At 65.7% G+C, this 25,811-nt stretch carries 16 protein-coding genes, 1 tRNA gene and 2 rRNA genes; 14 read left to right on the forward strand and 5 right to left on the reverse strand.

Translation table 11 applies throughout. The annotated features are described in order from the left end of the window. The first annotated feature begins 155 nt into the window (after positions 1 to 155). From ACW18A_RS03135 to ACW18A_RS03145, 3 genes are all read left to right on the forward strand, one after another. Positions 156 to 2,938: ribosomal RNA gene (locus tag ACW18A_RS03135) — 23S ribosomal RNA — on the forward strand. 75 nt (positions 2,939 to 3,013) lie between these two features. Next, positions 3,014 to 3,128: ribosomal RNA gene (gene rrf / locus ACW18A_RS03140) — 5S ribosomal RNA — on the forward strand. A 106-nt stretch (positions 3,129 to 3,234) separates the two neighbouring features. Then, positions 3,235 to 3,311 (forward strand) — tRNA-Met (locus tag ACW18A_RS03145). Between the two features lie 68 nt (positions 3,312 to 3,379). Here ACW18A_RS03145 and ACW18A_RS03150 read toward each other — a convergent pair. Next, the gene (locus tag ACW18A_RS03150) at positions 3,380 to 4,735 is read right to left on the reverse strand and encodes a sigma-54-dependent transcriptional regulator (protein WP_492023352.1); all 1,356 of its coding nucleotides are present in this window, start codon (positions 4,733 to 4,735) and stop codon (positions 3,380 to 3,382) included. Further along, positions 4,732 to 6,504 (reverse strand): sensor histidine kinase, encoded by a 1,773-nt coding sequence (locus ACW18A_RS03155; RefSeq protein WP_492023353.1) that lies wholly within the window; start codon positions 6,502 to 6,504, stop codon positions 4,732 to 4,734. The genes ACW18A_RS03150 and ACW18A_RS03155 overlap by 4 nt, the downstream gene beginning before the upstream one ends. A 346-nt stretch (positions 6,505 to 6,850) precedes the next feature. Between ACW18A_RS03155 and ACW18A_RS03160 the strand changes: the two genes are divergently transcribed. The 4 genes from ACW18A_RS03160 (at position 6,851) to ACW18A_RS03175 (ending at position 15,431) form a co-directional block, all read left to right on the forward strand. After that, complete coding sequence (locus ACW18A_RS03160; protein WP_492024327.1) at positions 6,851 to 8,149, forward strand: dicarboxylate/amino acid:cation symporter; 1,299 nt, start codon at positions 6,851 to 6,853, stop codon at positions 8,147 to 8,149. Between the two features lie 54 nt (positions 8,150 to 8,203). Beyond that, positions 8,204 to 10,783: a TonB-dependent receptor plug domain-containing protein gene (locus ACW18A_RS03165; protein WP_492023354.1), complete on the forward strand. Its 2,580-nt coding sequence runs from the start codon at positions 8,204 to 8,206 to the stop codon at positions 10,781 to 10,783. 186 nt (positions 10,784 to 10,969) lie between these two features. Beyond that, positions 10,970 to 14,104 (forward strand): TonB-dependent receptor domain-containing protein, encoded by a 3,135-nt coding sequence (locus ACW18A_RS03170; RefSeq protein WP_492023355.1) that lies wholly within the window; start codon positions 10,970 to 10,972, stop codon positions 14,102 to 14,104. 22 nt (positions 14,105 to 14,126) lie between these two features. Then, positions 14,127 to 15,431 (forward strand): alpha/beta hydrolase family protein, encoded by a 1,305-nt coding sequence (locus ACW18A_RS03175; RefSeq protein ID WP_492023356.1) that lies wholly within the window; start codon positions 14,127 to 14,129, stop codon positions 15,429 to 15,431. Positions 15,432 to 15,459: 28 nt separating this feature from the next. Here ACW18A_RS03175 and acs read toward each other — a convergent pair whose 3' ends face one another. After that, entirely contained in the window at positions 15,460 to 17,391 is a 1,932-nt protein-coding gene (acs, locus tag ACW18A_RS03180; protein ID WP_492023357.1) for an acetate--CoA ligase, read from the reverse strand. 108 nt (positions 17,392 to 17,499) lie between these two features. Between acs and ACW18A_RS03185 the strand changes: the two genes are divergently transcribed. From ACW18A_RS03185 to rlmJ, 5 genes are all read left to right on the forward strand, one after another. Next, positions 17,500 to 18,420 (forward strand): DUF4232 domain-containing protein, encoded by a 921-nt coding sequence (locus ACW18A_RS03185; protein WP_492023358.1) that lies wholly within the window; start codon positions 17,500 to 17,502, stop codon positions 18,418 to 18,420. A gap of 39 nt (positions 18,421 to 18,459) precedes the next feature. Beyond that, positions 18,460 to 19,653: a glycine C-acetyltransferase gene (locus tag ACW18A_RS03190; protein WP_492023359.1), complete on the forward strand. Its 1,194-nt coding sequence runs from the start codon at positions 18,460 to 18,462 to the stop codon at positions 19,651 to 19,653. Between the two features lie 196 nt (positions 19,654 to 19,849). Further along, on the forward strand, positions 19,850 to 20,902 hold the full coding sequence (gene tdh / locus ACW18A_RS03195; RefSeq protein WP_492023360.1) for an L-threonine 3-dehydrogenase: 1,053 nt from the start codon (positions 19,850 to 19,852) through the stop codon (positions 20,900 to 20,902). Between the two features lie 10 nt (positions 20,903 to 20,912). Then, the gene (locus ACW18A_RS03200; protein ID WP_492023361.1) at positions 20,913 to 21,362 is read left to right on the forward strand and encodes an opioid growth factor receptor-related protein; all 450 of its coding nucleotides are present in this window, start codon (positions 20,913 to 20,915) and stop codon (positions 21,360 to 21,362) included. A 56-nt stretch (positions 21,363 to 21,418) separates the two neighbouring features. Beyond that, a complete protein-coding gene (gene rlmJ, locus ACW18A_RS03205) occupies positions 21,419 to 22,237 on the forward strand; it encodes a 23S rRNA (adenine(2030)-N(6))-methyltransferase RlmJ (RefSeq protein WP_492023362.1) in 819 nt (272 codons plus the stop codon). Positions 22,238 to 22,376: 139 nt separating this feature from the next. On the opposite strand, the gene ACW18A_RS03210 is transcribed toward rlmJ, so the two are convergent. Beyond that, entirely contained in the window at positions 22,377 to 22,691 is a 315-nt protein-coding gene (locus ACW18A_RS03210; protein ID WP_492023363.1) for an antibiotic biosynthesis monooxygenase family protein, read from the reverse strand. A gap of 60 nt (positions 22,692 to 22,751) precedes the next feature. Between ACW18A_RS03210 and ACW18A_RS03215 the strand changes: the two genes are divergently transcribed. After that, on the forward strand, positions 22,752 to 23,492 hold the full coding sequence (locus ACW18A_RS03215; protein WP_492023364.1) for a type 1 glutamine amidotransferase: 741 nt from the start codon (positions 22,752 to 22,754) through the stop codon (positions 23,490 to 23,492). Between the two features lies 1 nt (position 23,493). Here the strand turns inward: ACW18A_RS03215 and hemF are convergent, their stop codons facing one another. Then, positions 23,494 to 24,381, reverse strand: coding sequence for an oxygen-dependent coproporphyrinogen oxidase (hemF, locus tag ACW18A_RS03220; protein ID WP_492023365.1), 888 nt, complete (start codon positions 24,379 to 24,381; stop codon positions 23,494 to 23,496). A 128-nt stretch (positions 24,382 to 24,509) separates the two neighbouring features. Between hemF and ACW18A_RS03225 the strand changes: the two genes are divergently transcribed. Continuing rightward, complete coding sequence (locus tag ACW18A_RS03225; RefSeq protein ID WP_492023366.1) at positions 24,510 to 25,802, forward strand: M20/M25/M40 family metallo-hydrolase; 1,293 nt, start codon at positions 24,510 to 24,512, stop codon at positions 25,800 to 25,802. Positions 25,803 to 25,811: the final 9 nt, after the last annotated feature.

Raw genomic sequence — 25,811 nt, forward strand, 5'->3', positions numbered from 1 at the left:
GGCATTGATATTGTGAAGGAAGAATTGGTCCGGCCCCTCATAGGCTTTGAGGACCTGTTCGAGAGAAGACATTGTCTGACAAAAATCAGGCAGGGACCCGCCGGCATTTCTTTCCAGTCGGCTGGAACATCCCTGCATGAGTTTTGCTGAGAAACGATCAAGCGTTGAAGGGCTTCTGACGGATGCCTTGGCGTAGAGAGGCGATGAAGGACGTGGCAAGCTGCGATAAGAACCGGGGAGGCGCTAGCACCCTTTGATCCGGTTATTTCCGAATGGGGAAACCCACCTTTACAGTCTTCCAACTTTGCTTTCCCTCGGGAGGGCGAGGATTGGCGGATTGTTCAAAGGTATAATGACCTGAATACATAGGGTTCATTAAGCAAACCCGGGGAACTGAAACATCTCAGTACCCGGAGGAAAGGACATCAACCGAGACTCCCGTAGTAGTGGCGAGCGAACCGGGACCAGGCCAGTGCTCTTGTGATATAAAGCCGAACGATCTGGAAAGGTCGGCCATAGCGGGTGAAAGCCCCGTAGGCGTCAAATAGCAAGAGACTCGAGTAGGGCGGGACACGTGAAATCCTGTCTGAACATGGGGGGACCACCCTCCAAGCCTAAGTACTCCTCTACGACCGATAGTGAACAAGTACCGTGAGGGAAAGGTGAAAAGCACCCCGACAAGGGGAGTGAAACAGATCCTGAAATCGGAAGCCTACAAGCAGTCGGAGCCCCCAAGCGGGGTGACGGCGTACCTTTTGTATAATGGGTCAGCGACTTCATGTGTCGAGCAAGCTTAAGCCGTTAGGTGTAGGCGCAGCGAAAGCGAGTCTGAACAGGGCGCTAAGTTCGACGTATGACGACCCGAAACTAGGTGATCTATCCATGAGCAGGATGAAGGTAAGGTAACACTTACTGGAGGTCCGAACCCGTGAATGTTGAAAAATTCTGGGATGACTTGTGGATAGGGGTGAAAGGCCAATCAAACCTAGACATAGCTGGTTCTCCGCGAAATCTATTTAGGTAGAGCGTCCGACGAATTCCTCAGGGGGTAGAGCACTGGATGGTTGCGGGCTGCGCGAGTGGTACCAATACTAACCAAACTCCGAATACCTGAGAGAACTATCGGGCAGACACACGGCGGGTGCTAACGTCCGTCGTGAAAAGGGAAACAACCCTAACCATCATCTAAGGCCCCCAAGTACTGGCTAAGTGGGAAACGATGTGGGATTGCTTTGACAATCAGGAGGTTGGCTTAGAAGCAGCCATCCTTTAAAGAAAGCGTAACAGCTCACTGATCAAGCGATCCTGCGCGGAAAATGTAACGGGGCTCAAGCCAGTCGCCGAAGATATGGGTTCACGTAAGTGAGCGGTAGCGGAGCGTTCCGTAAGCCGGTGAAGGACAGGCGTGAGCCTGGCTGGAGGTATCGGAAGTGAGAATGCTGACATGAGTAACGATAAGGAGTGTGAGAGACACTCCCGCCGAAAGACCAAGGGTTCCTGCGTAAAGCTAATCTGCGCAGGGTTAGTCGGCCCCTAAGGCGAGGCTGAAAAGCGTAGTCGATGGGAAGCAGGTAAATATTCCTGCACCAGCCAGAAGTGACGGATGGCGTAACTTGTCAGGGCTTATTGGATTGTCCTGGCAGGGAAGTTGTCCCTGGAAATAACTCTGGCAGAGACCGTACCCGAAACCGACACAGGTGGTCAGGTAGAGCATACCAAGGCGCTTGAGAGAACTGTGCTGAAGGAACTCGGCAAATTGCACGCGTAACTTCGGAATAAGCGTGACTCTGCTTAGGGCAACCTTTGCAGAGTGGCACAAGCCAGGGGGTAGCGACTGTTTAGCAAAAACACAGGGCTCTGCGAAGCAGCAATGCGACGTATAGGGTCTGACGCCTGCCCGGTGCCTGAAGGTTAAAGGGAGTTGTGAAAGCGACGAACTGAAGCCCAGGTAAACGGCGGCCGTAACTATAACGGTCCTAAGGTAGCGAAATTCCTTGTCGGGTAAGTTCCGACCTGCACGAATGGCGTAACGACTTCCCCACTGTCTCCAGCACAGGCTCAGTGAAATTGAATTCCCCGTGAAGATGCGGGGTTCCCGCGGTCAGACGGAAAGACCCTATGAACCTTTACTATAGCTTCGCCTTGGCGTTAGCGACCGTATGTGTAGGATAGGTGGGAGGCTATGAAACCGGGGCGCCAGCTCTGGTGGAGCCATCCTTGAAATACCACCCTTACTGTCGTTGACGTCTAACCGAGGGCCGTTATCCGGTCCCGGGACATGGCGTGGTGGGTAGTTTGACTGGGGCGGTCGCCTCCTAAAGTGTAACGGAGGCGCGCGATGGTGGGCTCAGACCGGTCGGAAATCGGTCGTCGAGTGCAATGGCATAAGCCCGCCTGACTGCGAGACTGACAAGTCGAGCAGAGACGAAAGTCGGCCATAGTGATCCGGTGGTCCCGCGTGGAAGGGCCATCGCTCAACGGATAAAAGGTACTCTAGGGATAACAGGCTGATTTTGCCCAAGAGTCCATATCGACGGCAAAGTTTGGCACCTCGATGTCGGCTCATCACATCCTGGGGCTGGAGCAGGTCCCAAGGGTTCGGCTGTTCGCCGATTAAAGTGGTACGTGAGCTGGGTTCAGAACGTCGTGAGACAGTTTGGTCCCTATCTGCCGTGGGTGTTCGAAGCTTGAGAGGATCTGTCCCTAGTACGAGAGGACCGGGATGGACATACCTCTGGTGGACCTGTCATGACGCCAGTTGTGCAGCAGGGTAGCTAAGTATGGAATAGATAACCGCTGAAAGCATCTAAGCGGGAAACTAACCTCAAAACAAGGCTTCGCTGAGGATCGTGGAAGACTACCACGTTGATAGGCCAGGTGTGGAAGCGCGGCGACGCGTGAAGCTTACTGGTACTAATAATCCGATCGGCTTGATCGTTTCTCAGCAAAACTCATTCGATTTTTCGAATACGACAATGTCTTCTCGTCACAATCTACATATCCGCTTGGTTGACCTGGTGGTTATGTCGGAGGTTCCCCACCCGATCCCATCCCGAACTCGGTCGTTAAGCCCTCCAGAGCCAATGGTACTATGTCTCAAGGCATGGGAGAGTAGGTCGCCGCCGGGTCTACCAAGCGGATATGTGGATTGTGACGTGTTTTCCGGGCTAACGCGCTTTGCGCTGCTTGAGCCTGGGTCTTCTCGAACATCTTCCTTCACAAAGCCGCTCTTGCCGCGGGATGGAGCAGCCCGGTAGCTCGTCAGGCTCATAACCTGAAGGTCGCAGGTTCAAATCCTGCTCCCGCACCCAAGATCTCAAAGCCCCGTCAGCCCCGCTGCGGGGCTTTTTGATGTCTGGAGCGCCGCTCTGAGGCGGCCCTAGCCGGGGGCCCGTGCCCGGAAATCGCCCGGGCGCAGGCCGTGCCGGCGGAATTTGTCGTAGAGGGTCTTCCGCGGGATCCGCAGGGCGTCGGTCATGGCGACGATGTCCCCGGCGTACCGATGCAGCGCCTCCTCCAGCACCGCCTTCTCGAACCGCTCAAGCCTGTCGACCAGGCCGGATGCCGTTTCCTCGGCCGATCCAGGGACAGTCGGTGCGTCGATATCCAGGGCGACCTGATCGGCGAAATGCGCCAGTTCCCGCACATTGCCCGGCCAGTCGTGCTCCAGAAGCGTTCGGCGCACGGCAGTGCTCATCGGCGGCGGCGTGCGCTGACGATCTCCCGACGCGCGGGCCAGGAAGTGGGCGAACAGCAACGGTATATCCTCGCGACGTTCCCGCAGCGGCGGCACGCGCAGCTTCAGGACATTGAGCCGGTAGTACAGGTCCTCCCGGAACTGGCCGCGTTCGACCGCGAGTTTCAGGTCTACCTTGGACGACGCGAGGATCCGCAGATCCAGCTGGCGCGGCCCTGGTCCGCCCAGAGGCTGGATCTCCCGCTCTTCCACAACCCGCAACAGAGCGACCTGGGCGGGCATCGGCATGCTCTCGATCTCGTCGAGGAACAGGGTGCCGCGATGGCTTTGTTCGACCAGACCGACCCGCCGCCTGACCGCGCCGGGAAAGGCACCGGGCTCGTGGCCGAACATCTCGCTCTCGATCAGGCCGGCCGGCAGGGCGCCGCAGTTCACCGGAACGAACGCATGCACCCGCCGCCGGCCGCTGTTGTGCAGGGCCCGGGCGACGACCTCCTTGCCGACGCCCGTCTCGCCCTCGATCAGGACATCCATTCCGGCGTCCGCGACCTGTTCGATGACGGTCCGCAAGCGGGCGATGGTCGGACTGGACCCGAGCAGGGGCAGGTCGGGGGTCACCCGGCCGACCTCTGCCGCCAGGGCGCGGTTGTCGAGCACCAGACCCCGCTTCTCCAGCGCCCGGTTAAGGCTGTCGGCCAGGCGGCCGAAGTCGAACGGCTTGGCCACAAAATCATAGGCACCGTTGCGCAGCGCATCGACGGCGTCGGCGATGTCGCCGTGGCCGGTGATCATGACGACCGGCAGCCCCTCGTCGAGCCCCTGAAGCCGCGCCAGCAAACCCCGACCATCCATACCGGGCATGCGCAGATCGGAGACGACCACGCCCGCATAGTCGGCACCGAGAACCTTCAGCGCGGCTTCGGCCGAGGCAAAGGCCTGGACGTCCAGATCCTCGAGCTGGAGCCGCTCCAGCAGCGCGCCCCTGAAATCATCGTCGTCGTCGATCAGGGTGACGCATCGGGGGCGGGAGAAGTTCACGCGGCGGCCTTCAGGGAAATCACGAACCGGGCCCCGGACTTGGCCGGACGCAGGCTCAGTTCACCGCCGAACCCGGCGACTATATCTCGGCAGATGACGAGGCCGAGGCCCAGTCCTGCGGACTTGGTGGTGACGAAGGGCGTGAACAGGGTCGCGGCGATGGCCGGATCGACGCCGGGGCCATTGTCGCCGATGACGATCTCGACCCGCCGTAACTTGCGCGCCACGGAGATGGTCAGCCGGGGCGCCGGCGTGCCCGCGTCGGTCATGGCCTCGAATGCGTTCTGGATCAGGTTGACGATGACCTGCTCCAGCCGGATCGGCTCGGCCTGAACCTGCAGATCGGTCGACCCGGTGCGGACGAGTTCGATGTCGCCCTCACGCAGCCGGCCTCCGATCAGCAACAGCGCGCCGTCGATTGCGGCGGCGGGTGAGACGGCGGCCACGCCCTGGGTGCTCTTGCGCGAGAAGGCGCGAAGTTCGTCGGTGATGGCGCCGATGCGGCCGGTCAGTTCGGCCACGCGGCCGAGGCAGCGTCGTGCGGCCTCGGGATCGTCGCGGTCCAGATAGGCCGCCGCGGTGTCGGCGTGGGTGCGGATGGCGGCGACCGGCTGGTTGATCTCGTGCGCGACGCCGGCGGCGATCTGGCCGAGTGTGGCCAGCTTGTTGGCCTGAACCAGTTCTTCCCGGAGCACCTCCCGGCTGGCCTCGGCGCGGCGGCGTTCGTCGATCTCGCGGTTCAGCTGGCCGTTGGCGGCGCGCAACTCCCGGGTGCGTTCATCGATCCGGCGCTCCAGCTCGGCACGGGCCTGTTCCTCGGCCTCGGCGCGCGCCATCGCCTGCTGTCGCCGACGCAGCAGGACGCCGGCACCCACGGCGAGCAGGGTGACGAGGAGGCCTGCGACGGCCCGTGCGCTGAGCACATTCGCGACGATGGCGCCGCCGATCGGGTCGAGCAGATGCAGGGTCCAGCCCGGGGTATCGGTTCCGGTATGGGCGAGGATCCATTCGCTCGAGGGTCCGCCGGCGGCGGCCCGGACGATCCGGTGCGTGCCGGTCGCCCCGCTTACGAAGGGCAGGGGGGCGAGCGCCTGTCCCGTCAGGGTCTGGTCGTCGAGGATGGCTTCGCGCTCGGCGTCGGTCAGGTCGCGGCTGCGGCGGAACCGCCATTCCGGTACGCTGGTGATCAGGACAACGCCACGGGAATCCGTGACATAGGCGGGCTCACCCGAGCCGCGCCAGTCGGCTTCGAGCGCATCGAACTCGACCTTCACCACCACGACGCCGATCGGTGATGCGGCCGTGCCGATGCGACGGGCGAGGTACAGGCCGGGACGTCCGCTGACGGTGCCGAGGGCGAAGAACTCCGCCTGTCCGTTCAGCATCGCGCCTCTGAAATAGGGGCGGAAGGCGTAGTCGGAGCCGACGAAGCTGGTCGGCTGACGCCAGTTGCTAGCCGCGCGGGCGACGCCGTCCTGGTCGAGGACATAGATGGCGGCGGCGCGGGTCTGGGCGGCGAGTGTTTCCAGCTTGGCGCTGACGGCGTCGGCGGACTGGCGCCCGGTGCCGCCGACGAGGCCTGCGACTTCGGGATCCCGGGACAGAACGACGGGAAGGGAGCGGTGCTTCTCCAACTCGCTCCGGAGGACGGCGGCGTGCAGGGCGGCGGCGGCGTCGGCCTGGCGCGCGAGGTCGGCCCGGGCGTCGCGCCGGGCCAGTTCTCCGGCGGCTGTCATGGCCAGGGCGCAGGCGATCACCCAGCACAGCATGAGGACCAGCCACGGCCGGGAGGACCGGGTGGAAACAAGATTGCGGAGCCGATCAAACGGTGACGCTAACATCGGCAAAGCATGCGGAATTCCGCACGAAAATACCAGATCAGTGGCCGGATTTCCGGACAAGACCTTCGCGTTCTGAGGGTAAAATCAGGAAAAACAGTCGCTTGAACCCGTTCGGCGACGGTTTGTCTGCCGGGCCAATCGCGGCCAAACTGGGGCCTTGAGACGCGGCGTCAAACCGTGCGGAAACAGCGCCATGAGCGCAGGGGGAGGTCGAGTGCAGCTTTCGAGCGATCAAGGTCATGCGTCTGGCGCACATCGCGCCTGGTACCGGCAGATGTATGTCCAGGTTCTGGGCGCGATCCTGCTCGGCGGGCTGATCGGTCACTTCTGGCCGGCCTTCGGCGAGAGCCTGAAGCCGCTGGGCGACGCCTTCATCAAGCTGGTGAAGATGGTCATCGCCCCGGTGATCTTCCTGACCATCGTCACGGGCATTGCCGGCATGCGGGACCTCGGCCGCGTCGGCCGGGTCGCCGCCAAGGCCTTCGCCTATTTCCTCGTCTTCTCGACCCTGGCCCTGATCGTCGGTCTGGTGGTCGGCAATGTGGTCCAGCCCGGCCGGGGCCTGAACATCGATCCCGCGAGCCTCGATCCCGCCTCCGTCGCCCAGTACTCGACCGCCGCTCACGAGACGACCATCATCGGCTTCCTGATGAGCGTGATCCCCGACACGATAGTCAGCGCCTTCTCGACCGGCAACATCCTGCAGGTCCTGTTCGTCTCGGTGCTGTTCGGCATTGCCCTGGCCTCCATCGGTGACGTCGGCAAGCCGGTCCTGACCTTCCTCGAGTCGGTCAGCGCCGCCTTCTTCAAACTGGTCGCGATCGTGATGAAGGCCGCGCCGATCGGCGCCTTCGGTGCCTTCGCCTTCACGATCGGGGCCTATGGTATAGCCTCCGTCGTCAATCTGATCGCCCTCGTCGCCACCTTCTACCTGACGGCTGCGATCTTTGTGATCGGGGTGCTAGGCGCGGTCGGGATCGCCAACGGCTTCTCGATCTTCAAACTGATGCGATACCTCAAGGAGGAGCTGCTGCTGGTGCTCGGCACCTCCTCTTCGGAAGCGGCTCTACCCAGCCTGCTGGAAAAGATGGAACGCGCCGGGGCGTCGAAGTCGGTGGTCGGACTGGTCGTGCCCACCGGCTATTCGTTCAATCTGGACGGCACCAACATCTATATGACGATGGCGGCCCTGTTCATCGCCCAGGCGCTGAATATCGAGCTCAGCCTGCAGGACCAGATCCTGCTCTTGCTGGTCGCGATGCTGAGCTCCAAGGGGGCGGCGGGCATCACGGGTGCCGGCTTCATCACCCTGGCGGCGACGCTGGCCGTCGTGCCGACCGTGCCGATCGCCGGCATGGCCCTCATCCTCGGCATCGACCGCTTCATGAGCGAGTGCCGGGCCCTGACCAACTTCATCGGCAACGCCGTGGCGACCCTCGTTGTGGCGCGCTGGGAGGGCGAGCTTGATCGCGACGCCCTGCGCGAGGCGCTGGATGGCTCGCCGCGTCCGCTCGCCGCCGAACCCGATCCGGCTGCCGGACCCGGCGATGATCTCGTGGTCGCTCGCGACTAGACCAAGGAACCAGGCGTCGAAACAGGCGCCGGACAATCAGAGAGGGAGGCTAACATGAGGAACTTCAGACGCACCGCGCTTCTGGGCGCAACCGCCCTGCTGGCCTTGCTGGCGAGCCAGGCCCAGGCCCAGACACCGTATGTCGCGGCCGCACCCCAGGAGGCCGACAGCAGCGTCGATGACATCGTCGTCGTCGGTTCGCGCGGCCGGCCCCGCACCGATGTCGAGCGTCCGGTGCCGGTCGATGTCGTCGGCGCGGAGGAACTGTTGTCGACGGGCCAGACGGACCTGGGCCAGCAACTTCAATTCACTTCGCCGTCCTTCAACTCGACCAAATTCGGGATCAACGGCGCGACCAATTTCGCCGATCCGGCGTCGCTGCGTGGCCTCTCGCCGGACCAGGTGCTGCTGCTGATCAACGGGCATCGCCGCCACCAGTTCTCCGGCCTGAACCTGAACGTCTCGCCTGGCCTGGGCACGGTCGTATCGGATCTGAACAGTATCCCCTCCGCCGCCGTCGAACGGATCGAGGTGCTGCGGGACGGCGCTGCAGCCCAGTACGGCTCCGACGCTATTGCCGGCATCGTCAATATCCAGCTGCGCCGCGGTTTTGGTGAAACGAACGTCAGCGGCACCCTGGGCATCAACGGCGAAGGCGATGGTTTCACCCGCAAGATCGCCCTGAACCAGGGACTGCCGCTGGGCAGCGACGGCGGCTTCTTCAACTATACGCTGGAGTATTTCTCCACAGATCCGACGAACCGTTCGGACCCTTATACGGGCATTCTGTATCCAGCGACGCCGGCCACTTATGGCGTGACCGGTCCCACGGCCGCCTTCCCCTACACCACCGCCAACCCGCGGGTGGATCGTGGCGTCTATCCAACGACGCCGTTCGTCATAGGAACCTACGGGTCCAACGAGAACGAGACCCAACAGGCGTTCATCAACTCCGAACTCCCCCTGTCGGGTGGCGGGACCCTCTATGCCTTCGGCGGCTATTCACAAAAGGACGTGATCGCGGCGGGCTTCTTCCGCGCACCGGCGACCTTCGCCAACTCCAACCTGTCGATCTATCCGGACGGATACATCCCGGTCCTGCCCGGCCAGGCCATCGACTATTCGGGGGTCGGCGGCATCAAGGGAGAACGGGCCGGCTGGGACCTGGATCTGTCCTACAGCTTTGGCCACAACCATCTGGACCAGTGGGCCAACAATACGACCAACGCCTCTCTGGGGGCCGCCAGTCCGCGTGACTTCTACGTCGGGCGCACGGCCTTCGAGCAACAGATCGTCGATTTCACCGCGGCGCGCGACTTCGGGCCGGTCGGCTTCCTGCAGAACCTGAACGTCGCTGTGGGGGCCCAGTGGCGCGAGGACCGGTTCGAGGTGTCGCGCGGCTCACCGGAATCATACGCGGTGGGTCCGCTGGCGATCACGGGCAAGAGCCCAGGATCTAACGGTCGTCCCGGCTATGCGCCCGCCGACGAGATCGACATCACCCGCACCAACGTGGGTGCCTTCATCGACGTCGAGGCCGACGTCAGTGAGGCCCTGCTGATCGCCACAGCCCTGCGCTACGAGGAATACAGCGACTTCGGGGGCAGTCTCGCCGGCAAGTTGGCGGCCCGTTACAAGTTTAACGACGAACTGGCCGTGCGCGGCTCTTACAACCGGGGCTTCCGGGCGCCGTCTCTCGCCCAGATCGGCAACCGGGTCACGACCTCGACCGTCCAGAACAATCTGATTTTGCAGACGCAGCAGATTTCCAGCGACAATCCCCGGCTGGCGACGCTGGGCATTGAAGATCCGATCGCCGAGACGTCCGACAGCTTCAGCATCGGCCTGACCGGGAACTACCCCGACGTTCTGGGAGGTCAGGTTTCCTTCACGCTCGATGCCTTCGCCATCGACATCGAGAACCGCATCGCCATCAACGACGGTCTTTTGACCGCCAGCTTCCCGGCCGTGGCGGCCCTGTTCCCCGGCGTGCGCGAGATCCGTTTCTTCACCAACCAGATCGACACCGAGACTCGCGGCATCGACGCGGTCGTCACCTATCGCACCTCGATCGGATCGGACGATCTGCGGATCACTCTGTCCGGCACCAATGCGAGCACCGAAGTGGTCTCGCAGCGCGCTACGCCGCCGCAGATTCTGGTCGGTGCATCGGCTGCGAACCAGAGCCGCCTGCTGCTGGGAGAGACCGCCATCGAATTGATCGAGGTGGCCCAGCCGCGCGTGAAGATCCTGTTGTCCGGCAACTACACCCACGGGCCCTGGACCTTTGGCGCCAATGCGACCCATTTCGGTACGGTTGAAGCCAACAGCAATGGCCTGAACGCCGCAGACGGCAATGTGGCCTGCAACACCGTGAACCGCTGCGTCCAGACGTTCGAGGCCAGGCAGCTGGTCGACCTCAACGTGACCTATGCGTTCGACAACGGCGTCACCCTGACGGCGGGCGCGAACAACGTCTTCGACGTCTATCCCGACAAGTGGAACAATCTGGCGGACGGCAATGTCGGTCAGGCCGCGTCCTATTCCGATGGCCAGACGCCCTACACCCGCAACGCCGGACAGTTCGGTTTCAACGGCGCCTACTACTACGTCACAGCCCGTGCATCATTCTGAGCGACGGCACCAGGGCAAGGCGGTGGCGACGCTTGTCGTCACGCGGCGGGAAAGCGAACTCGACCGTGACGCCCTGCGAGAAGCCCCGGCCGGTTCACCCCGGGTGCCGGACCCGAAGATGATGCGGTGCTCGCCGCCGACTGACCTTGCCGTGCCTGAAAACAAAAAAGACTTTGGGAGAATGAGATGAACTCGACGAAGACCGCGATGCTGGCGACCACCGCCGCAGCCGCCCTGCTGACCTTCGCCCCTGCCGTCTGGGCCCAGACGACGCAGCAAAACCCTGCGCCGGTACCCTCGACGACCCAGCTGTCGCAGGCGGCCCAGTCAATCGCCGATCAGGCCAGCCAGAACGGCGAAGACGCCTCGTCGGTCGACGACATCGTCGTCGTCGGCTCCCAGATCCGGGGTGCCGACGTCACCGCCGCCCTGCCGGTTACGGTGCTGAGCGAGGAACAGATCCTGGCCACCGGCGCGGTCAACGGCGACGACCTGCTGCGGTCCATCCCCCAGATGGGCGACGTGCTGTTCAGCGCCGCCAACAACGCCCAGACCTCCAACGCGGCGCGGGGCGACGTCAACTCGGTCAACCTGCGCTCGCTGGGCGTCGGCAACACCCTGGTCCTGCTGAACGGCCGCCGCATCGTCCAGCACCCGACCAGCCAGGGCACGACCGATACGGGGACCGTGCCGGTGCTCAGCTATAACTCCAACGCCATCCCGGTCTCGGGGCTGGAACGTCTGGAAGTCCTGCTGGACGGCGCGGCCGCCATCTATGGTGCCGACGCCGTGGCCGGCGTCGTCAATACGGTGCTGCAGGACGACTTCGACGGCCTGAAAATGAACGCCCAGTACGGCGGGGCCGAGGGCACCAACCTGCGCGAGTTCAACATCGGCGTCTTCGCCGGCAAGGATTTCGAGCGCGGCAACATCTCGGGCTTCTTCGACTACACCAACCGCACCGCCCTGAGGGCAGAGGACCAGCAGTTCACCGCGACCGACAATCTCCGCTCGCTGTTCGAAAACGATCCGGCCTTCTCGTCCAGCCTGACGCCGGACGCCCGCAACACGCGCGGGGCATGGGCCAACCTCGCGGTGGTCGGCGCAACGACGGCGATCCGTCGCGGCACGACCTCCCTGACCACGGCGGCGGGAGCCTTCCACATCCAGCCCACGGCCCTGACCGGCTGTCTGGTTCCCACCGGCGACATCTGCCTGGGGTCGGGGGCCCTGAACTTCAACGGCGTCCAGCGCGACCTGCGCTTTGACACCGCGCCTGGCACCACGATCCTGCCCGACACCCAGCGCCTGAACCTGTTCCTGACCGGCCACTATGACATCAGCGACAGTGTCACGGCCTTCGGAGAACTGGGCTACTACAGCGCCGACACCCAGCGCATCCAGCCGCCGGTGATCAACCTGAACACCCTGACCATTCCGGCCCAGAACTACTGGAACCCGTTCGGTCCGGTGACCTTCGCCGACGGTCGGGTGAACCCGAACCGCATCTCGGGACTGACCAATGTTCCGACCACGGGTCTGGCCATTACCCTGAACCAGTATCGCTTCGTCGATGCCGGCTACCAGACGGTCGATGTCGCCAACTATCAGGCCCGGGCCCTGGCCGGACTGCGGGGCGAGTGGCGCGGCTGGGACTGGGAAACGGCCCTGGTCTATTCGGAGGCCGAGGCAGTCGATGAATCCGATGCGGTCAATACCACGGCGCTTCAGGCCTCGCTCGCCCTGTCCACGACGGACGCTTACAATCCGTTCAACGGCGGCTGCGTGAACCAGACCAGCTTCGGTGACTGCACCCCCAGTTCCCGCACCGCACTCGACGCCATCACCTTCCGGCTGAAGCGTGAATCGCGCACCACCCTGTCCATGTTCGACTTCAAGGTCTCGCGCCCGGACCTGTTCAGCCTGCCGGCCGGCAACGTCGGCCTGGCCTTCGGCTTCGAGGCGCGCAACGAGACCCAGCGGGACAATCGTGACGCCAACCTGGACGGGTCCAACCCGTTCCGCGATTCCGTCACCGGCGCGGTCCAGCTGTCGAACGTCATCGCCGTCAGCCAGAACCCCGACACATCCGGCGAACGGACCGTCACATCGGCCTATATCGAGTTCGCGGTGCCGGTCGTGTCGCCGGAAATGAACATCCCGCTGGTTCATAATCTGGAGTTCCAGATCGCCGGCCGGGCCGAGCACTATTCGGACTTCGGCGATGTGGCCAAGCCCAAGGTCGCGGCTGCCTGGGACATCTTCGACGGTCTGCGCATCCGGGGCTCCTATTCGGAAGGTTTCCGCGCCCCCAACCTGGAACAGGTCAACACCGCCACCTACGGTCGCCTGTCCACCAACCCCGACTATATCCGCTGCGAGGCGGACCTGAGGGCCCGGCGCATCGCCACCTTCGGGGCCTGCTCGCGCTCGATCGGCGCCTCCCTGTTGGTCTCCGGCAACCCGGACCTGGAGCCGGAAGAGAGCCAGAACCAGTCCTATGGCGTGGTCTTCCAGCCGCAGTTCCTGCCGGAGGAGTGGGGCGACTTCACCTTCACGGTCGACCGCTGGCGCATCCAGCAGGAGAAGATCGTCGGCCTGTTCGGCGGCCCGAACGCGGTGGTCCTCGACTACGCCGAGCGCGTCCAGGGTCGTTCGAACCCTCTCGTGACGCGCGCTGCGGTCAACGCCGACGACATCGCCCTGTTCGCCGGTACGGGCCTGACGCCGGCGGGTGTGATCACATCGATCAGCGACCGGTTCGTCAACCTGCTGCCGCAGGACGTCGAGGGCATGGACATCGGGTTCAACTGGCGTCTGCGGAACACGCCACTGGGCAGCTTCCGGGTCAATATCGACGCCGCCAAACTGATCAAATTCGGTCGCGAGGCCGGTCCTGCCGTTGACGCCCTGTATGACGCACGCACGGCCGGGGTGATCAATGCCGCGACACCGCTGCCGGATTCCAGCGATCTGCTGGCCCGGAACGGGAGGCCGGAGTGGCGGCTGTCCGGGTCCCTGACCTGGAGACAGGGGCCGTGGCAGGTCGGGGCCTTCACCCAGTATATCTCGGCTGTTGACGAGACCGGCTTCCTTGACGCTGCCGGCAATCCCTGGGAGGTCGAAAGCCAGGTGACCGGCAACCTCTACCTCCAGTATGAATGGGAGGACACTGCGGGCCTGGACTCGAACGGCCGCCTCCGGGTGGGCGCGCGCAACATCACCAATGAGGCGCCGCCGCTGGCCTCCTCCGGCTATCTGGGCTCTCTCTACCGGCCCTACGGCCGCTACTGGTATGTCAGCTTCTCCAGCGAGTTCTGAGCCACTTGGACGGAGAGGGACGATGCGAAATCTAACGCTCCTCACCGTCGCAGGCCTGATCTGGACCGGGACGGGAGCCATGCCCGCCTCGGCCCAGGCCATTGCGCCGGAACGCGCGACCTGTCCCGCAGACCTGCCGGCAGGGACGACCTGTTCCTCGGGCCGGTCGGCAGACGGGGCCTGGTTCTGGATCGCCCGGCCGCGAGACTGGAACGGGACCCTGATCGTCCACGCCCATGGCGGCCCGCGCACGGCCGAGCCCCGGCGGGACGACCCGGTCGAGGATCTCGAGCGGTTCTCCGTCATGGTCAGCGAGGGCTACGCCTGGGCGGGATCGACCTATCGCCGGGGCGGCTACGGCGTCCGTATGGCCGCGCGCGACACCGATGATCTGCGTCAGATCTTTCGGGATTCGTTCGGCAAGCCGAAACGCACCCTCCTTCACGGCCAGTCCTGGGGCGGAAACGTCGCGGCCAAGGCGGCGGAGCTCTATGCCGTCTCGGCGAACGGCGAGCGCAACTATGATGGTGTCATCCTGACCAGCGGCCTGCTGGCCGGCGGCACGCGCGGATACAGCTTCCGGGCCGACCTGCGCGCCGTCTATCAGTTCTACTGCCGCAACCACCCGCGCCCGACCGAGACGCAGTATCCGCTCTGGCAGGGCCTTCCCAAGGGCGCTTCGATGCCCCGCGCCGACATCGCCGCGCGGGTCGAGGACTGCACGGGCCTCAGTCTCGCGCCCGAAGCCCGCACCGGCGCCCAGGCCGACGCGCTGAGGAACATCCTGTCGGTGGTCGGGGTGACGGCGGACAGCCTCGTCGCCCACCTGGCCTGGGGCACCAGCCTGTTCCAGGACATGGTCTGGAACCGCCTGGACGGGGCGAACCCCTTCTCCAACGCGGGCATGACCTATCAGGGGTCGGACGACGACGTCGCCCTGAACCAGGGCGTCGAGCGGTTCGAGGCCGATCCGGCGGCGGTCGCGGCCCTGGCCTATGACGCCGACCTGACCGGGAACATCGTCCTGCCGACCCTGACGCTGCACGCCCGCTACGACCCGACGGTCTTCGTGGGGCACGAGGCCGTCTACGCCCGCACGGTCGCCGAAGCCGGTCGGTCGGACCTGCTGAGCCAGGTCTTCACCACCGAGGCCCTGCACAGCCAGCTCAGCGTCCCCCAGTATGCCGCCATCCTGATCGCCATGACCCACTGGCTCGACACGGGCGAGAAGCCGGACGCGGAGGATGTGCTGGAGGCCTGCCGGTCGCGGGCGGAGGCCTACGGGCAACCGTGTCTGATCGACCCGGACTTCGTGCCGAGCCTGTAGCTGTCGCTCTCCCTCCGGGAGAGGGAGATCAGTTCCGGTTGTTCACCAGGTCATCGACTACCGACGGATCCGCCAGCGTCGACGTGTCCCCGAGCGACCCGAGGTCGTTCTCCGCGATCTTGCGCAGGATCCGTCGCATGATCTTGCCCGAGCGGGTCTTCGGCAGGCCGGGGGCCCACTGGATCACGTCGGGTGCCGCGATCGGCCCGATCTCGCGCCGCACCTGGGCGACGAGGGCCTTCTTCAGGTCGTCGGTCGGCTCGATCCCCTTGTTCAGGGTGACATAGGCGTAGATGCCCTGACCCTTGATGTCGTGCGGGAAGCCGACGACGGCGGCCTCGGCCACGTCCTCGTGCAGGACCAGGGCGCTCTCGACCTCGGCCGTGCCCATCCGGTGGCCTGAAACGTTGATCACGTCATCGACCCGCCCTGTGATCCAGTAGTAGCCGTCCTCGTCCCGACGGCAGCCGTCGCCGGTGAAATACTTGCCGGGATAGGTCGAGAAATAGGTCTCGAAGAACCGATGATGATCGCCCCAGACGGTCCGCATCTGACCCGGCCAGCTGTCGGTGATGCACAGGTTGCCGCTCGCAGCCCCCTCCAGCACCCCGCCCTCCGCATCCACCAGCTGCAGCTCCACCCCCGGCAACGGCCTGGTCGCGGACCCCGGTTTCAGGTCCGTCGCACCGGGCAGGGGGGCGATCAGGGCACCGCCCGTCTCGGTCTGCCACCATGTGTCGATGATCGGCAGGCGACCGTCGCCGACGACCTCGTGATACCAGCGCCAGGCCTCGGGGTTGATCGGCTCGCCCACGGTGCCGAGCAGGCGCAGGGATTTACGGCTCGACGCCTTCACCGGCGCGTCGCCGTCGCGCATCAGGGCGCGAAGGGCCGTCGGCGCGGTGTAGAAGATCTCGACCTGATGCTTGTCCACCACCTGCCAGAAGCGGCGGTTGTCCGGATAGTTGGGGACCCCCTCGAACATCAGGGTCGTCGCCGCGTTGCAGAGCGCGCCGTAGACGACGTAGCTGTGGCCCGTCACCCAGCCCACGTCGGCCGTGCACCAGAAGACCTCGCCCGGTCGATAGTCGAACACCAGTTCGTGGGTATAGCTGACCCAGAACAGATAGCCCCCGGTGGTGTGCAGCACCCCCTTCGGCTTACCGGTCGATCCTGAGGTGTAGAGGATGAACAGGGGGTCCTCGGCGTTCATCGGTTCGCACGGGCAGTCGTCGGAAACGGTCGCGACGGCGTCCTCGAACCGCACGTCGCGGCCCTCGACGATCGGCACATCCGCCCCGGTGTGCCCGATGACCAGAACCCGGTCGACCGCGACCTTGGTCAGGGCGACGTCGACATTGGCCTTCAGCGGGATACGCTTGCCGGCGCGCAGGCCTTCGTCGGCGGTGATGACGAACTTCGAGCCGCAGTCCTCGATCCGCCCGGCGATGCTGTCCGGCGAGAAGCCGCCGAACACCACCGAATGCACCGCCCCGATGCGCGCGCAGGCCAGCATGGCCACCGCCGCCGCCGGGATCATGGGCAGATAGATCGTCACCCGGTCGCCCTTCACGACGCCGAGGTCCTTGAGCACATTGGCCATCCGGCACACCTGACGATGCAGCTCCGCATAGGTCAGTCCGCCGGACTGCGCCGGGTCGTCGCCCTCCCACAGGATCGCCGTCTGGTCCGCCCGCTCGGCCAGGTGTCGGTCGATGCAGTTGTATGCGACGTTCAGCACTCCGTCGGCGAACCAGCGGATGCGGAAGTCGTCCTTTGCGAAGGACACGTCCTTGATGACCGTGGGTGCCGTGATCCAGTCCAGCCGCTTCGCCTGTTCCGCCCAGAACGCTTCGGGCGTCTCCCGCGCCGCGACCCGCGCGGCCTCATAGGCGGCGGCGTCCATATGGGCGCGTTGGGCCCATTCGGGGGACACGGGATACAGGTCAGGGTCGGTCATGGAAGTCTCCTGAGCCGGACCCTAGCGGGGCGGCGGGCGGCTCGCCAAGGTGGCAGGGAGCCAATCTCGAAGAATGGAGTTAACCTTGAGCATTCACCGGGGATCGACATGAGCCTGAACCACCTTCTGGTCGCCGCCGTGGTCGGCGCGATGTCCGTCTCCGCCTGCAGCCGTGAGGGCGAAGCACCCGCCGATCCGGTCAACCAGACCCCGCCCGAAGCCCGGCCCGCGCCACCGACCGCGCCCCCGATCGGTTACGCCTGCGAGAGCGGCCAGACGGTCACGGTCCAGTATCCGGACACGGCCACGGCCAGTGTGGCCTACAAGGGCCAGACCTACGCTATGCGTCTGGTCCCGTCCGGCTCTGGTGCCCGTTACTCCGGCTCGGGCCTGGAATGGTGGATCGCCACCCGCGAGGGCTCCGAGAGTGCGACCCTGAGCCGCCTCGGCCCGAATGAGGATGTCGGGATCGCCGTGCTGGAACGGTGCAGCCGCCCGTCCGCAAACCCCGCGCTTCCGGTCCCCGCCGGCCCGGGAACGCCCCGGCCCGCGCCGGGCGGTGTCCTGCCTGTCTCTGCGCCGTGCCGCGCCGCTCAACTGCGCCTGAACAGCGAAACGGGCGACGCGGGCGCGGGCAACCGGGTCAATTTCTTCGGCGTCACCAATGCCGGGACCGCGTCGTGCAGCGTGTCGGGCTATCCGGCGGTCAGCCTGCTGGAGGCACAGGGCCGGGTGCTGACGACGATCCGTTCCGACCAGAACCCGAACACGGCGACGCCGGTCAGTATCCCGGCCGGCGGAAAGGCCTTCTTCGACATCGCCTGGAACGTCGTGCCCAACGAGGCCGCCGGAGAGCGGGTCTGTCCGTCGGTGACGCGGGTGCGGGTCCTGATCCCGGGCGATTCTGCGGCCCTGGCCATCCCGCTGGCCTTCACACCCTGCGGCGGCCGGATTCGGGTCAACCCGTTCCGGGTCGGTGTCGAGCCAGGGCAGGCTCCGGAGCCTGTCCGCGCCGCGTCGTCGACCTGACGCCTTCCCCCGGCCGGGGGGAGGGGGTAAGACCCCGCCATGCAAACCACAGGCTTTCATGACCGCGTCGCGGCCGAGCTTTCCGACATCGACGCCCAGGGGCTGACCAAGCCCGAGCGGGTCATCGAATCGCGCCAGGGACCGGTCATCCAGGTCGGGGGCCGCAAGGTCCTCAACTTCTGCGCCAACAACTATCTGGGTCTCGGCGGCGATGACCGCGTGGTCGCGGCGGCCAATGCGGCGACCAAGGCCCGTGGCGCGGGAACCGCCTCGGTGAGGTTCATCTGCGGCACGCTCGACATCCACAAGGAGCTGGAACGGGCCATCGCCGACTATCTGGGGTTCGAGGACTCAATCCTGTTCGCCGCCGCTTTCGACGCCAACGGCGGCCTGTTCGAACCCCTCTTCGGGGCCGAGGACGCCATCGTTTCGGACGCCCTGAACCATGCCTCGATCATCGACGGGGTGCGGCTGTGCAAGGCCAGACGCTACCGGTTCGCGACCTCTGACATGGCCGATCTGGAGGCCCAGCTGAAACAGGCGCGAGCCGACGGCGTGCGCGACATCATCATCGCCACCGACGGCGCCTTCTCGATGGACGGCTATATCGCAAAGCTGGACCAGATCCGGGCGCTGGCTGACCAGTATGGGGCCCTCATCATGGTCGACGATTGCCACGCGACCGGCTTCCTGGGTCCGCAGGGGCGGGGCTCCTATGCCCACCACGGGGTCAAGGTCGACTTCGTCACCGGCACCTTCGGCAAGGCCCTGGGCGGCGCCATGGGCGGTTTCATCTGCGCCACGACGGCGGTGGTCCAGCTGCTGAAGCAGCGGGCGCGCCCCTATCTGTTCTCCAACGCCCTGGCCCCCTCGATCTGTGGGGCCTCGCTCGAAGCCATCCGCATCGCTCAAGGCGAAGAGGGCGACAGGCTCCGCGCCCAGCTGACCGCCAACGCCGCCCGCTTCCGGGGCGCGATGGCCGAGGCCGGCTTCGACCTCCTGCCCGGTGAACATCCGATCGTCCCGGTCATGCTGGGCGACGCCAAACTGGCCCAGACGATGGCGGCGCGGATGCTGGAGCTCGACGTCTATGTCATCGGCTTCAGCTTCCCGGTGGTGCCGCGCGGTGCGGCGCGGATCCGGACGCAGATGTCGGCGGCGCACACCTTCGACCATATCGATCAAGCGGTCGCGGCGTTCACCACGGCCGGCAAGGAATTGGGAGTGATCTAGGCTCCCTCTCCCGGCGGGAGAGGGCTTGAGCGCACGGCGGCGAAGCCGTCGTTCTGGCGCGAAAGGGTGAGGGGTTACGGTGGGAGCCGGTGAGGGGATACCCCTCACCCTTTCGCCTGAAGGCGCATCGCTTCGCTCTGCGAGGCTCAAGCCCTCTCCCGATGGGAGAGGGGGATCAGATTGCAGGAGTGATCAAATGACCGACACCATGAAGGCCCTGGCCAAGATGCGACCCGAGGTCGGCCTTGAGCTGATTGACGCGCCGATCCCCGTCGCCGGCCCGGAGGACGTTCTGATCCGCGTCCACCGCACGGCCGTCTGCGGCACGGACATCCACATCTGGAACTGGGACGAGTGGTCCCAGAAGAACGTCCCGACGCCGATGATCACCGGCCACGAGTTCTCCGGCGAGATCGTCGCCATCGGCTCGGACGTGAACCGGCCGCTGAAGATCGGCCAGCGCGTCTCGGCCGAGGGGCACGTCATCGACCTGAATTCCGAAGCCGCCCGCGCCGGCCATTTCCACCTCGACCCGCATACGCGCGGGATCGGCGTGAACCGCCAGGGGGCCTTCGCCGAGTTCGTGGTGGCACCGGCCTTCAACGTGATCGAGCTGCCCGACGACGTTTCCTGGGAGGTCGCCGCGATGCTCGACCCGTTCGGCAACGCTGTGCACACGGCGCAACAGTTCGACCTGTTGGGTGAGGATGTGCTGGTGACCGGCGCCGGCCCTATCGGGATGATGGCGGCGGCGGTGGCGCGGCATGCCGGGGCGCGGACGGTGGTCCTGACCGACATCAACGACTTCCGGCTGGAGCTGGCCCGGAAGGTCGCGCCTGGCGTGCGGACGGTGAATACGACGAAGGAAGACCTGCGGGACGTGATGAAGGAGCTGGGCCTCAAGGTCGGGTTCGACGTCGCGCTGGAGATGTCGGGCAGCCCCATCGCGTTCAAGCAGTGCGTCGACACATTGATCATGGGCGGGGGCATGGCCCTGCTGGGGATTCCGTCAAAACCGATGGAAACCGACTGGGGCGCGATCATCCTCAAGGCCCTGACCATCAAGGGCGTCTACGGTCGCGAGATGTTCACGACCTGGCGCAAGATGCTGGGCCTGCTGAAGGCCGGGCTGGACCTGGAGCCCCTGATCACGCACCGGCTGTCCTATGCCGATTACCGCGAAGGCTTCGACGCCATGAGGTCGGGTCAGTCGGGCAAGGTTATCCTGAACTGGGACAAGGCTGCCTGATGGGGGCGGCTTGAGCAGCGCTGTCGTTGACTTCCTGACCGGTGCCGGGACTGACGGCGCGGGTCGGGACATCTTCGACGTCCTTGCGATGGACGATTCGGCTATCGAGCAGGGGCATGACTTCATCCAGTGGCTGTTCCCGCTGAGGGAACGGTCCGGAGCCAATCCGAACGCGCCGGTACTTACGGATGACGAGGTCGAGGAGATTCGAGAGTCGCCGGCAGCACAGGCTTCGCTGGCGGCCGGGACTGACCGGCTGGCGGTCTTCTACCAGCGCAACGGCCATTGGCTGACGACGAGTGACCACAACCACCTGAGGATCACCCGGATCATCAAGTCGCTGCGCCTGCTGCGCGGCGACGAACTGGCCGACGCCTTCCGGACGTTCATCCTGGCGCGGGTGGAGGAGGCGGGTTCGCCGATCGGCAAGCCGACGCTGGGGTTCTGGGCCCGGGCCTAGGCTTTGGACCGTCCGGTTCCCCTTGACCCGGAGCAGTGGGCAGAGGACGGAGCGACATGAACTATCGCCACAGCTTCCACGCCGGAAACTTCGCCGACCTGGTCAAGCACGCGCTCGTCCTTTGGCTGCTGAAGACGCGGCAGGCAGCGGGGCCGGTGGTCGTACTGGACACCCATGCCGGGGCGGGTCTGTACGACCTGACCGGCGACGCGACGCGGTCGCGCGAGGCCGAGGCCGGGGTCGAGCGGCTGATGGCGGCGGCGGACCGTCCGACCCTGATCGAGGCGTTGGCGGCGGAGGTCGCGGCGCTGAACCCTGAGGGCGGGGTGCGCTTCTATCCGGGGTCGCCGGTGCTGGTGGCGCAAAGCCTGAACCCGGCCGACGCCTATGTCGGGTTCGAATTGCGGGAGGAGGTAGCCGGTCTGCTGCGCGAGAGCCTGTCCGGTTTCGCAAACGCCCGGGGCGAGATCGGCGACGGCTATGATCTGGTGCTGGCCGAGGCGCGTCAGGCGCGCGGGTCGCTGGTCCTGATCGACCCGCCGTTCGAGCGGCCCGACGACTATCTGCGCGCAGCGGACACGGCGGCGGCGATCGTGAAGGCGGACCCGACGGCCATGGTCGCGATCTGGACGCCGTTGAAGGATCTGGAGACGTTCGACGGCTTCCTGCGTCGGCTGGCGTCGGGGACGGGTGCGCCGACCCTGGTGGCCGAGGCGCGGCTCAGGCCGCTGACCAATCCGATGAAGATGAACGGCTGCGCCATGGTCGTGGTCAATCCGCCGGAGGGCGCGGATGCGGCGGCGGCGGAGATCTGCGGCTGGGTGGCGGGCAATCTGGGCGACGCGGGCGCGAAGGCCGAGGTTTGGCAGGCCTGATCCGGACTCCAAAACACCGTCCGAAGCGTCCGAAGCGTCCGAAGCGTCCGAAGCGGTCGGACAGTCGATGTTGGATGGCGATGTCAAAGACCAGCAACGGGCCGTCTAGCACCCCGCTGCGCCAGATCCGGACACAGGCCTATTCGATGACTTCGCCGGCCTCGTAGAGGTTGGGCTCGAACGTCGCGATGGCCATGATGGGCAACATGGCGGCGGAGACGGCGGCGTTTCGCGTCATCGCCTTCCAGTCCTCGACCGAGCGCCAGACGGCCTGGTTGGCCACCGCCTTGCCGTTCAGGCCGCGGTGCAGGGTGGCCGAGATGAAGCCGGGCAGGTTGACCTGGGCGCGGGTCAGTTCTGCCAGCATGTCGAGCAGTTCGTCCTGCTTCTCGGGCTGGACCTTGAACACATTGATCAGAACCACGGGGGCGATGTCGGCGTCCGGATCGGTCATGATCGCGGCTGTAGCGCCTTTGCCCTTGTCCCGCCATCGCGGACCGGTCCCTATGGCGTCATGAAACCCATCGCGATCCTCGAGACCGGCAAGCCGCCAGAGGCGCTGAAGGATGCGTTCGACGACTATCCGGCGCGGTTCCGGGCCCTGCTGGGCGAAGGCGTGGCGACGGTGCGGTTTGACGTCCAGGCCGGGCGGCTACCGGAGGACCCGGGTGAGTTTCAGGGTGCGATCATCACCGGGTCGTCGGCCGGGGTCTATGACGACCTGCCGTGGATCGCGCCCTTGAGCGACTGGCTCAGGGCGGCGCGGGGCCGGACGCGGCTGGTCGGCATCTGTTTCGGGCATCAGGTCATGGCGCACGCATTCGGCGGCCGCGTGGAGAAGTCGGACAAGGGCTGGGGCGTCGGCCTGCATCGCTATTCGGTGGTCGGGGAAGAGCCGTGGATGTTCCCGCGCGCAGCCTCGATCGCCATCCCGGTCTCGCATCAGGATCAGGTTCTGTTCCCGCCCGCCGATGCGCGTGTGATCGCCTCCAGTGAGTTCACACCCTACGCGGGCCTGGCCTGGGGGGACGCCCGGATGGGGGCCATGTCGTTCCAGTGCCACCCGGAATTCCAGCCTCAATACGCCGCGGCCCTGGTCGAGAGCCGCCGGGGGACGCGCATTCCCGAGGCGCTGGCCGACGAGGCCCTGGCCAGTCTGGCGAAGGCGAACGACCGGGCGGTGCTGACCGCCTGGATCCGGGCCTTCCTGATGCTCACCCCGCCGCCCGTTGAGGGCGAGGGGAGCGGGATCTAGCCTAAGGCCACTTCACCACCGGCGGCATCGAACTGAGGATCGACTCGACGTTGCCGCCGGTCTTGAGGCCGAACATCGTGCCGCGGTCGTAGAGCAGGTTGAACTCGACGTAGCGGCCGCGACGGACCAGCTGTTCCTCGCGCTCTTCGGACGTCCAGGCCTCGGTCATGCGGCGCTCGACCAGGGCGGCGTAGGTCTCGAGGAAGGTCTCGCCGACGTCGCGGGTGAAGGCGAAATCCTTCTCGTAGTCGCCGCTGTCATGGTGGTCGTAGAAGATCCCGCCCGTGCCGCGCGGCTCATTCCGGTGCGGCAGGAAAAAATAGTCATCGCACCAGGCCTTGAACTTCGCATGCCAGGTCGGGTCGTGGCGGTCGCAGGCGGCCTTCATTCCGGCGTGGAAGGCGACGGTGTCCGGGGCGTCCTGACGACGGTCGATGTCCAGAACCGGCGTCAGGTCGCCGCCGCCGCCGAACCAGCTTCTGGTCGTGGCGATGAAGCGTGTGTTCATGTGCACGGCCGGGACCCGCGGGCTGACCGGATGGCAGATCAGGCTGATGCCGGTGGCGAAGAAGCGGGGGTCTTCGGCGGCACCGGGCACCGTCTTGGCATAGTCGGCCGGGAACTCGCCGTGGACGGTGGAGACGTGGACGCCGACCTTTTCGAACAGCCGGCCGTGCATCAGGCCCATGACCCCGCCGCCGCCGGCTGGCCGGTCCCAGGGCGTCCGGACGAACCGGCCTGGCTCGCCGGGAAACAGATCGGCGGGGGCCGCAACCTCCAGCGCCTCGAAGCGAGCGTGGATGCGGTCGCGCAGGGCCTCGAACCAGGCGCGGGTCTCGACCTTCTTCAGGTCCAGCGGATCGGCTTCGGGGAGGGGGGCCTGGCTCATGGGCCGCGTTCAATCACGTCTGGCGCGCGAGGTCACGGGGGGTGGCGGTTGAACGTAGGCACCGCCAGCGGCGCTTTACTCGCCCCCCGGGGTCGGCCACGGTCCCCGCTCAACAGCGAGTATCCTCCATGCGCCTGATCCTGCCTGCCCTGATCGGCCTCGTCCTGGCCGCACCCGCGATGGCCCAGACGCCGGAGGCCGAGCGGACGATCATGGCCGCAGTGGTCGCCGGGCATGACCGTCACATCGATCTGCTGGAGCGGCTGGTCAATGTGAACTCGGGCACGCTGAATCTGGCGGGCGTGACGACGGTGGGCGAGATGGTCCGCGCCGAGCTGGAGCCCCTGGGCTTCGACGTGCGCTGGGTGGACATGGCCGCGACAGGGCGGGCCGGGCATCTGATCGCCACCCACGACGGCGGCGGGCGTAACGTCTTGCTGATCGGTCACCTCGACACGGTGTTCGAGGTGGACAGCCCGTTCCAGACCTTCGTGCGGGATGGCTCGCAGGCGACCGGGCCGGGCATCGGTGACGACAAGGGCGGTGTGGTGGTCATCATCGCCGCGCTCCGGGCCATGCAGGCGGCCGGAACGCTGGAGGGGTCGAACATCACCATCGTCCTGACCGGCGACGAGGAACGGCCGGGTTCGCCGCTGGCGGTTGCGCGGCGGGACCTGATCGAGGCGGGCCGGGTCGCCGACTTCGCCCTGGAGTTCGAGGGTCTGGCCATCGAGGACGGCGAGGAGTTCGGCACCATCGCGCGGCGCAGTTCGTCCAGCTGGACCCTGACCACCGGCGGCCGGACGGGGCATTCCAGCGGCGTGTTCGGGGAGACTCTGGGCTATGGCGCGATCTACGAGATGGCGCGCATCCTCGACACCTTCCGGCGCGAGTTGCCGGAGCCGAACCTGACCTACAACGTCGGGGTGATCGCGGGCGGGACGCCGGCAGAGATCGATGCGGACGGCTTCCGCGTCCAGGCCTCGGGTAAGACCAATATCGTGGCCGAGACGGCGATCGCGCGCGGCGACCTGCGCACCCTGACGCCGGAACAGGACGCCCGGGTCCGCGAGCGGATGGAGGGGATCGTCGATGATCACCTGGCGAAGACGACGGCGGAACTGGAGTTCGCGGAGGACGGCTATCCGCCGATGGCACCGACCCCGGGGAACACAGCCCTCCTGGAGCGGCTGAACGCCGTCAACCGCGACCTCGGCCTGCCGGAGATGGCACCGTACGACCCGGCCAGGCGCGGCGCGGCGGACTCAGGTTTCGTCGCTGCGGACGTGGATACGCTGGGCGGGCTCGGCACGGCCGGGTCGGGCGCCCATGCCGTGGGAGAAGCGATCAATCTCGACAGTCTGGTGCGCCAGTCGCAGCGCGCGGCGGTCCTGATCGGACGACTCAGTCTCGGCGAATAGACAGGGCGG

Source organism: Brevundimonas sp. AVps5, from assembly GCF_058681515.1.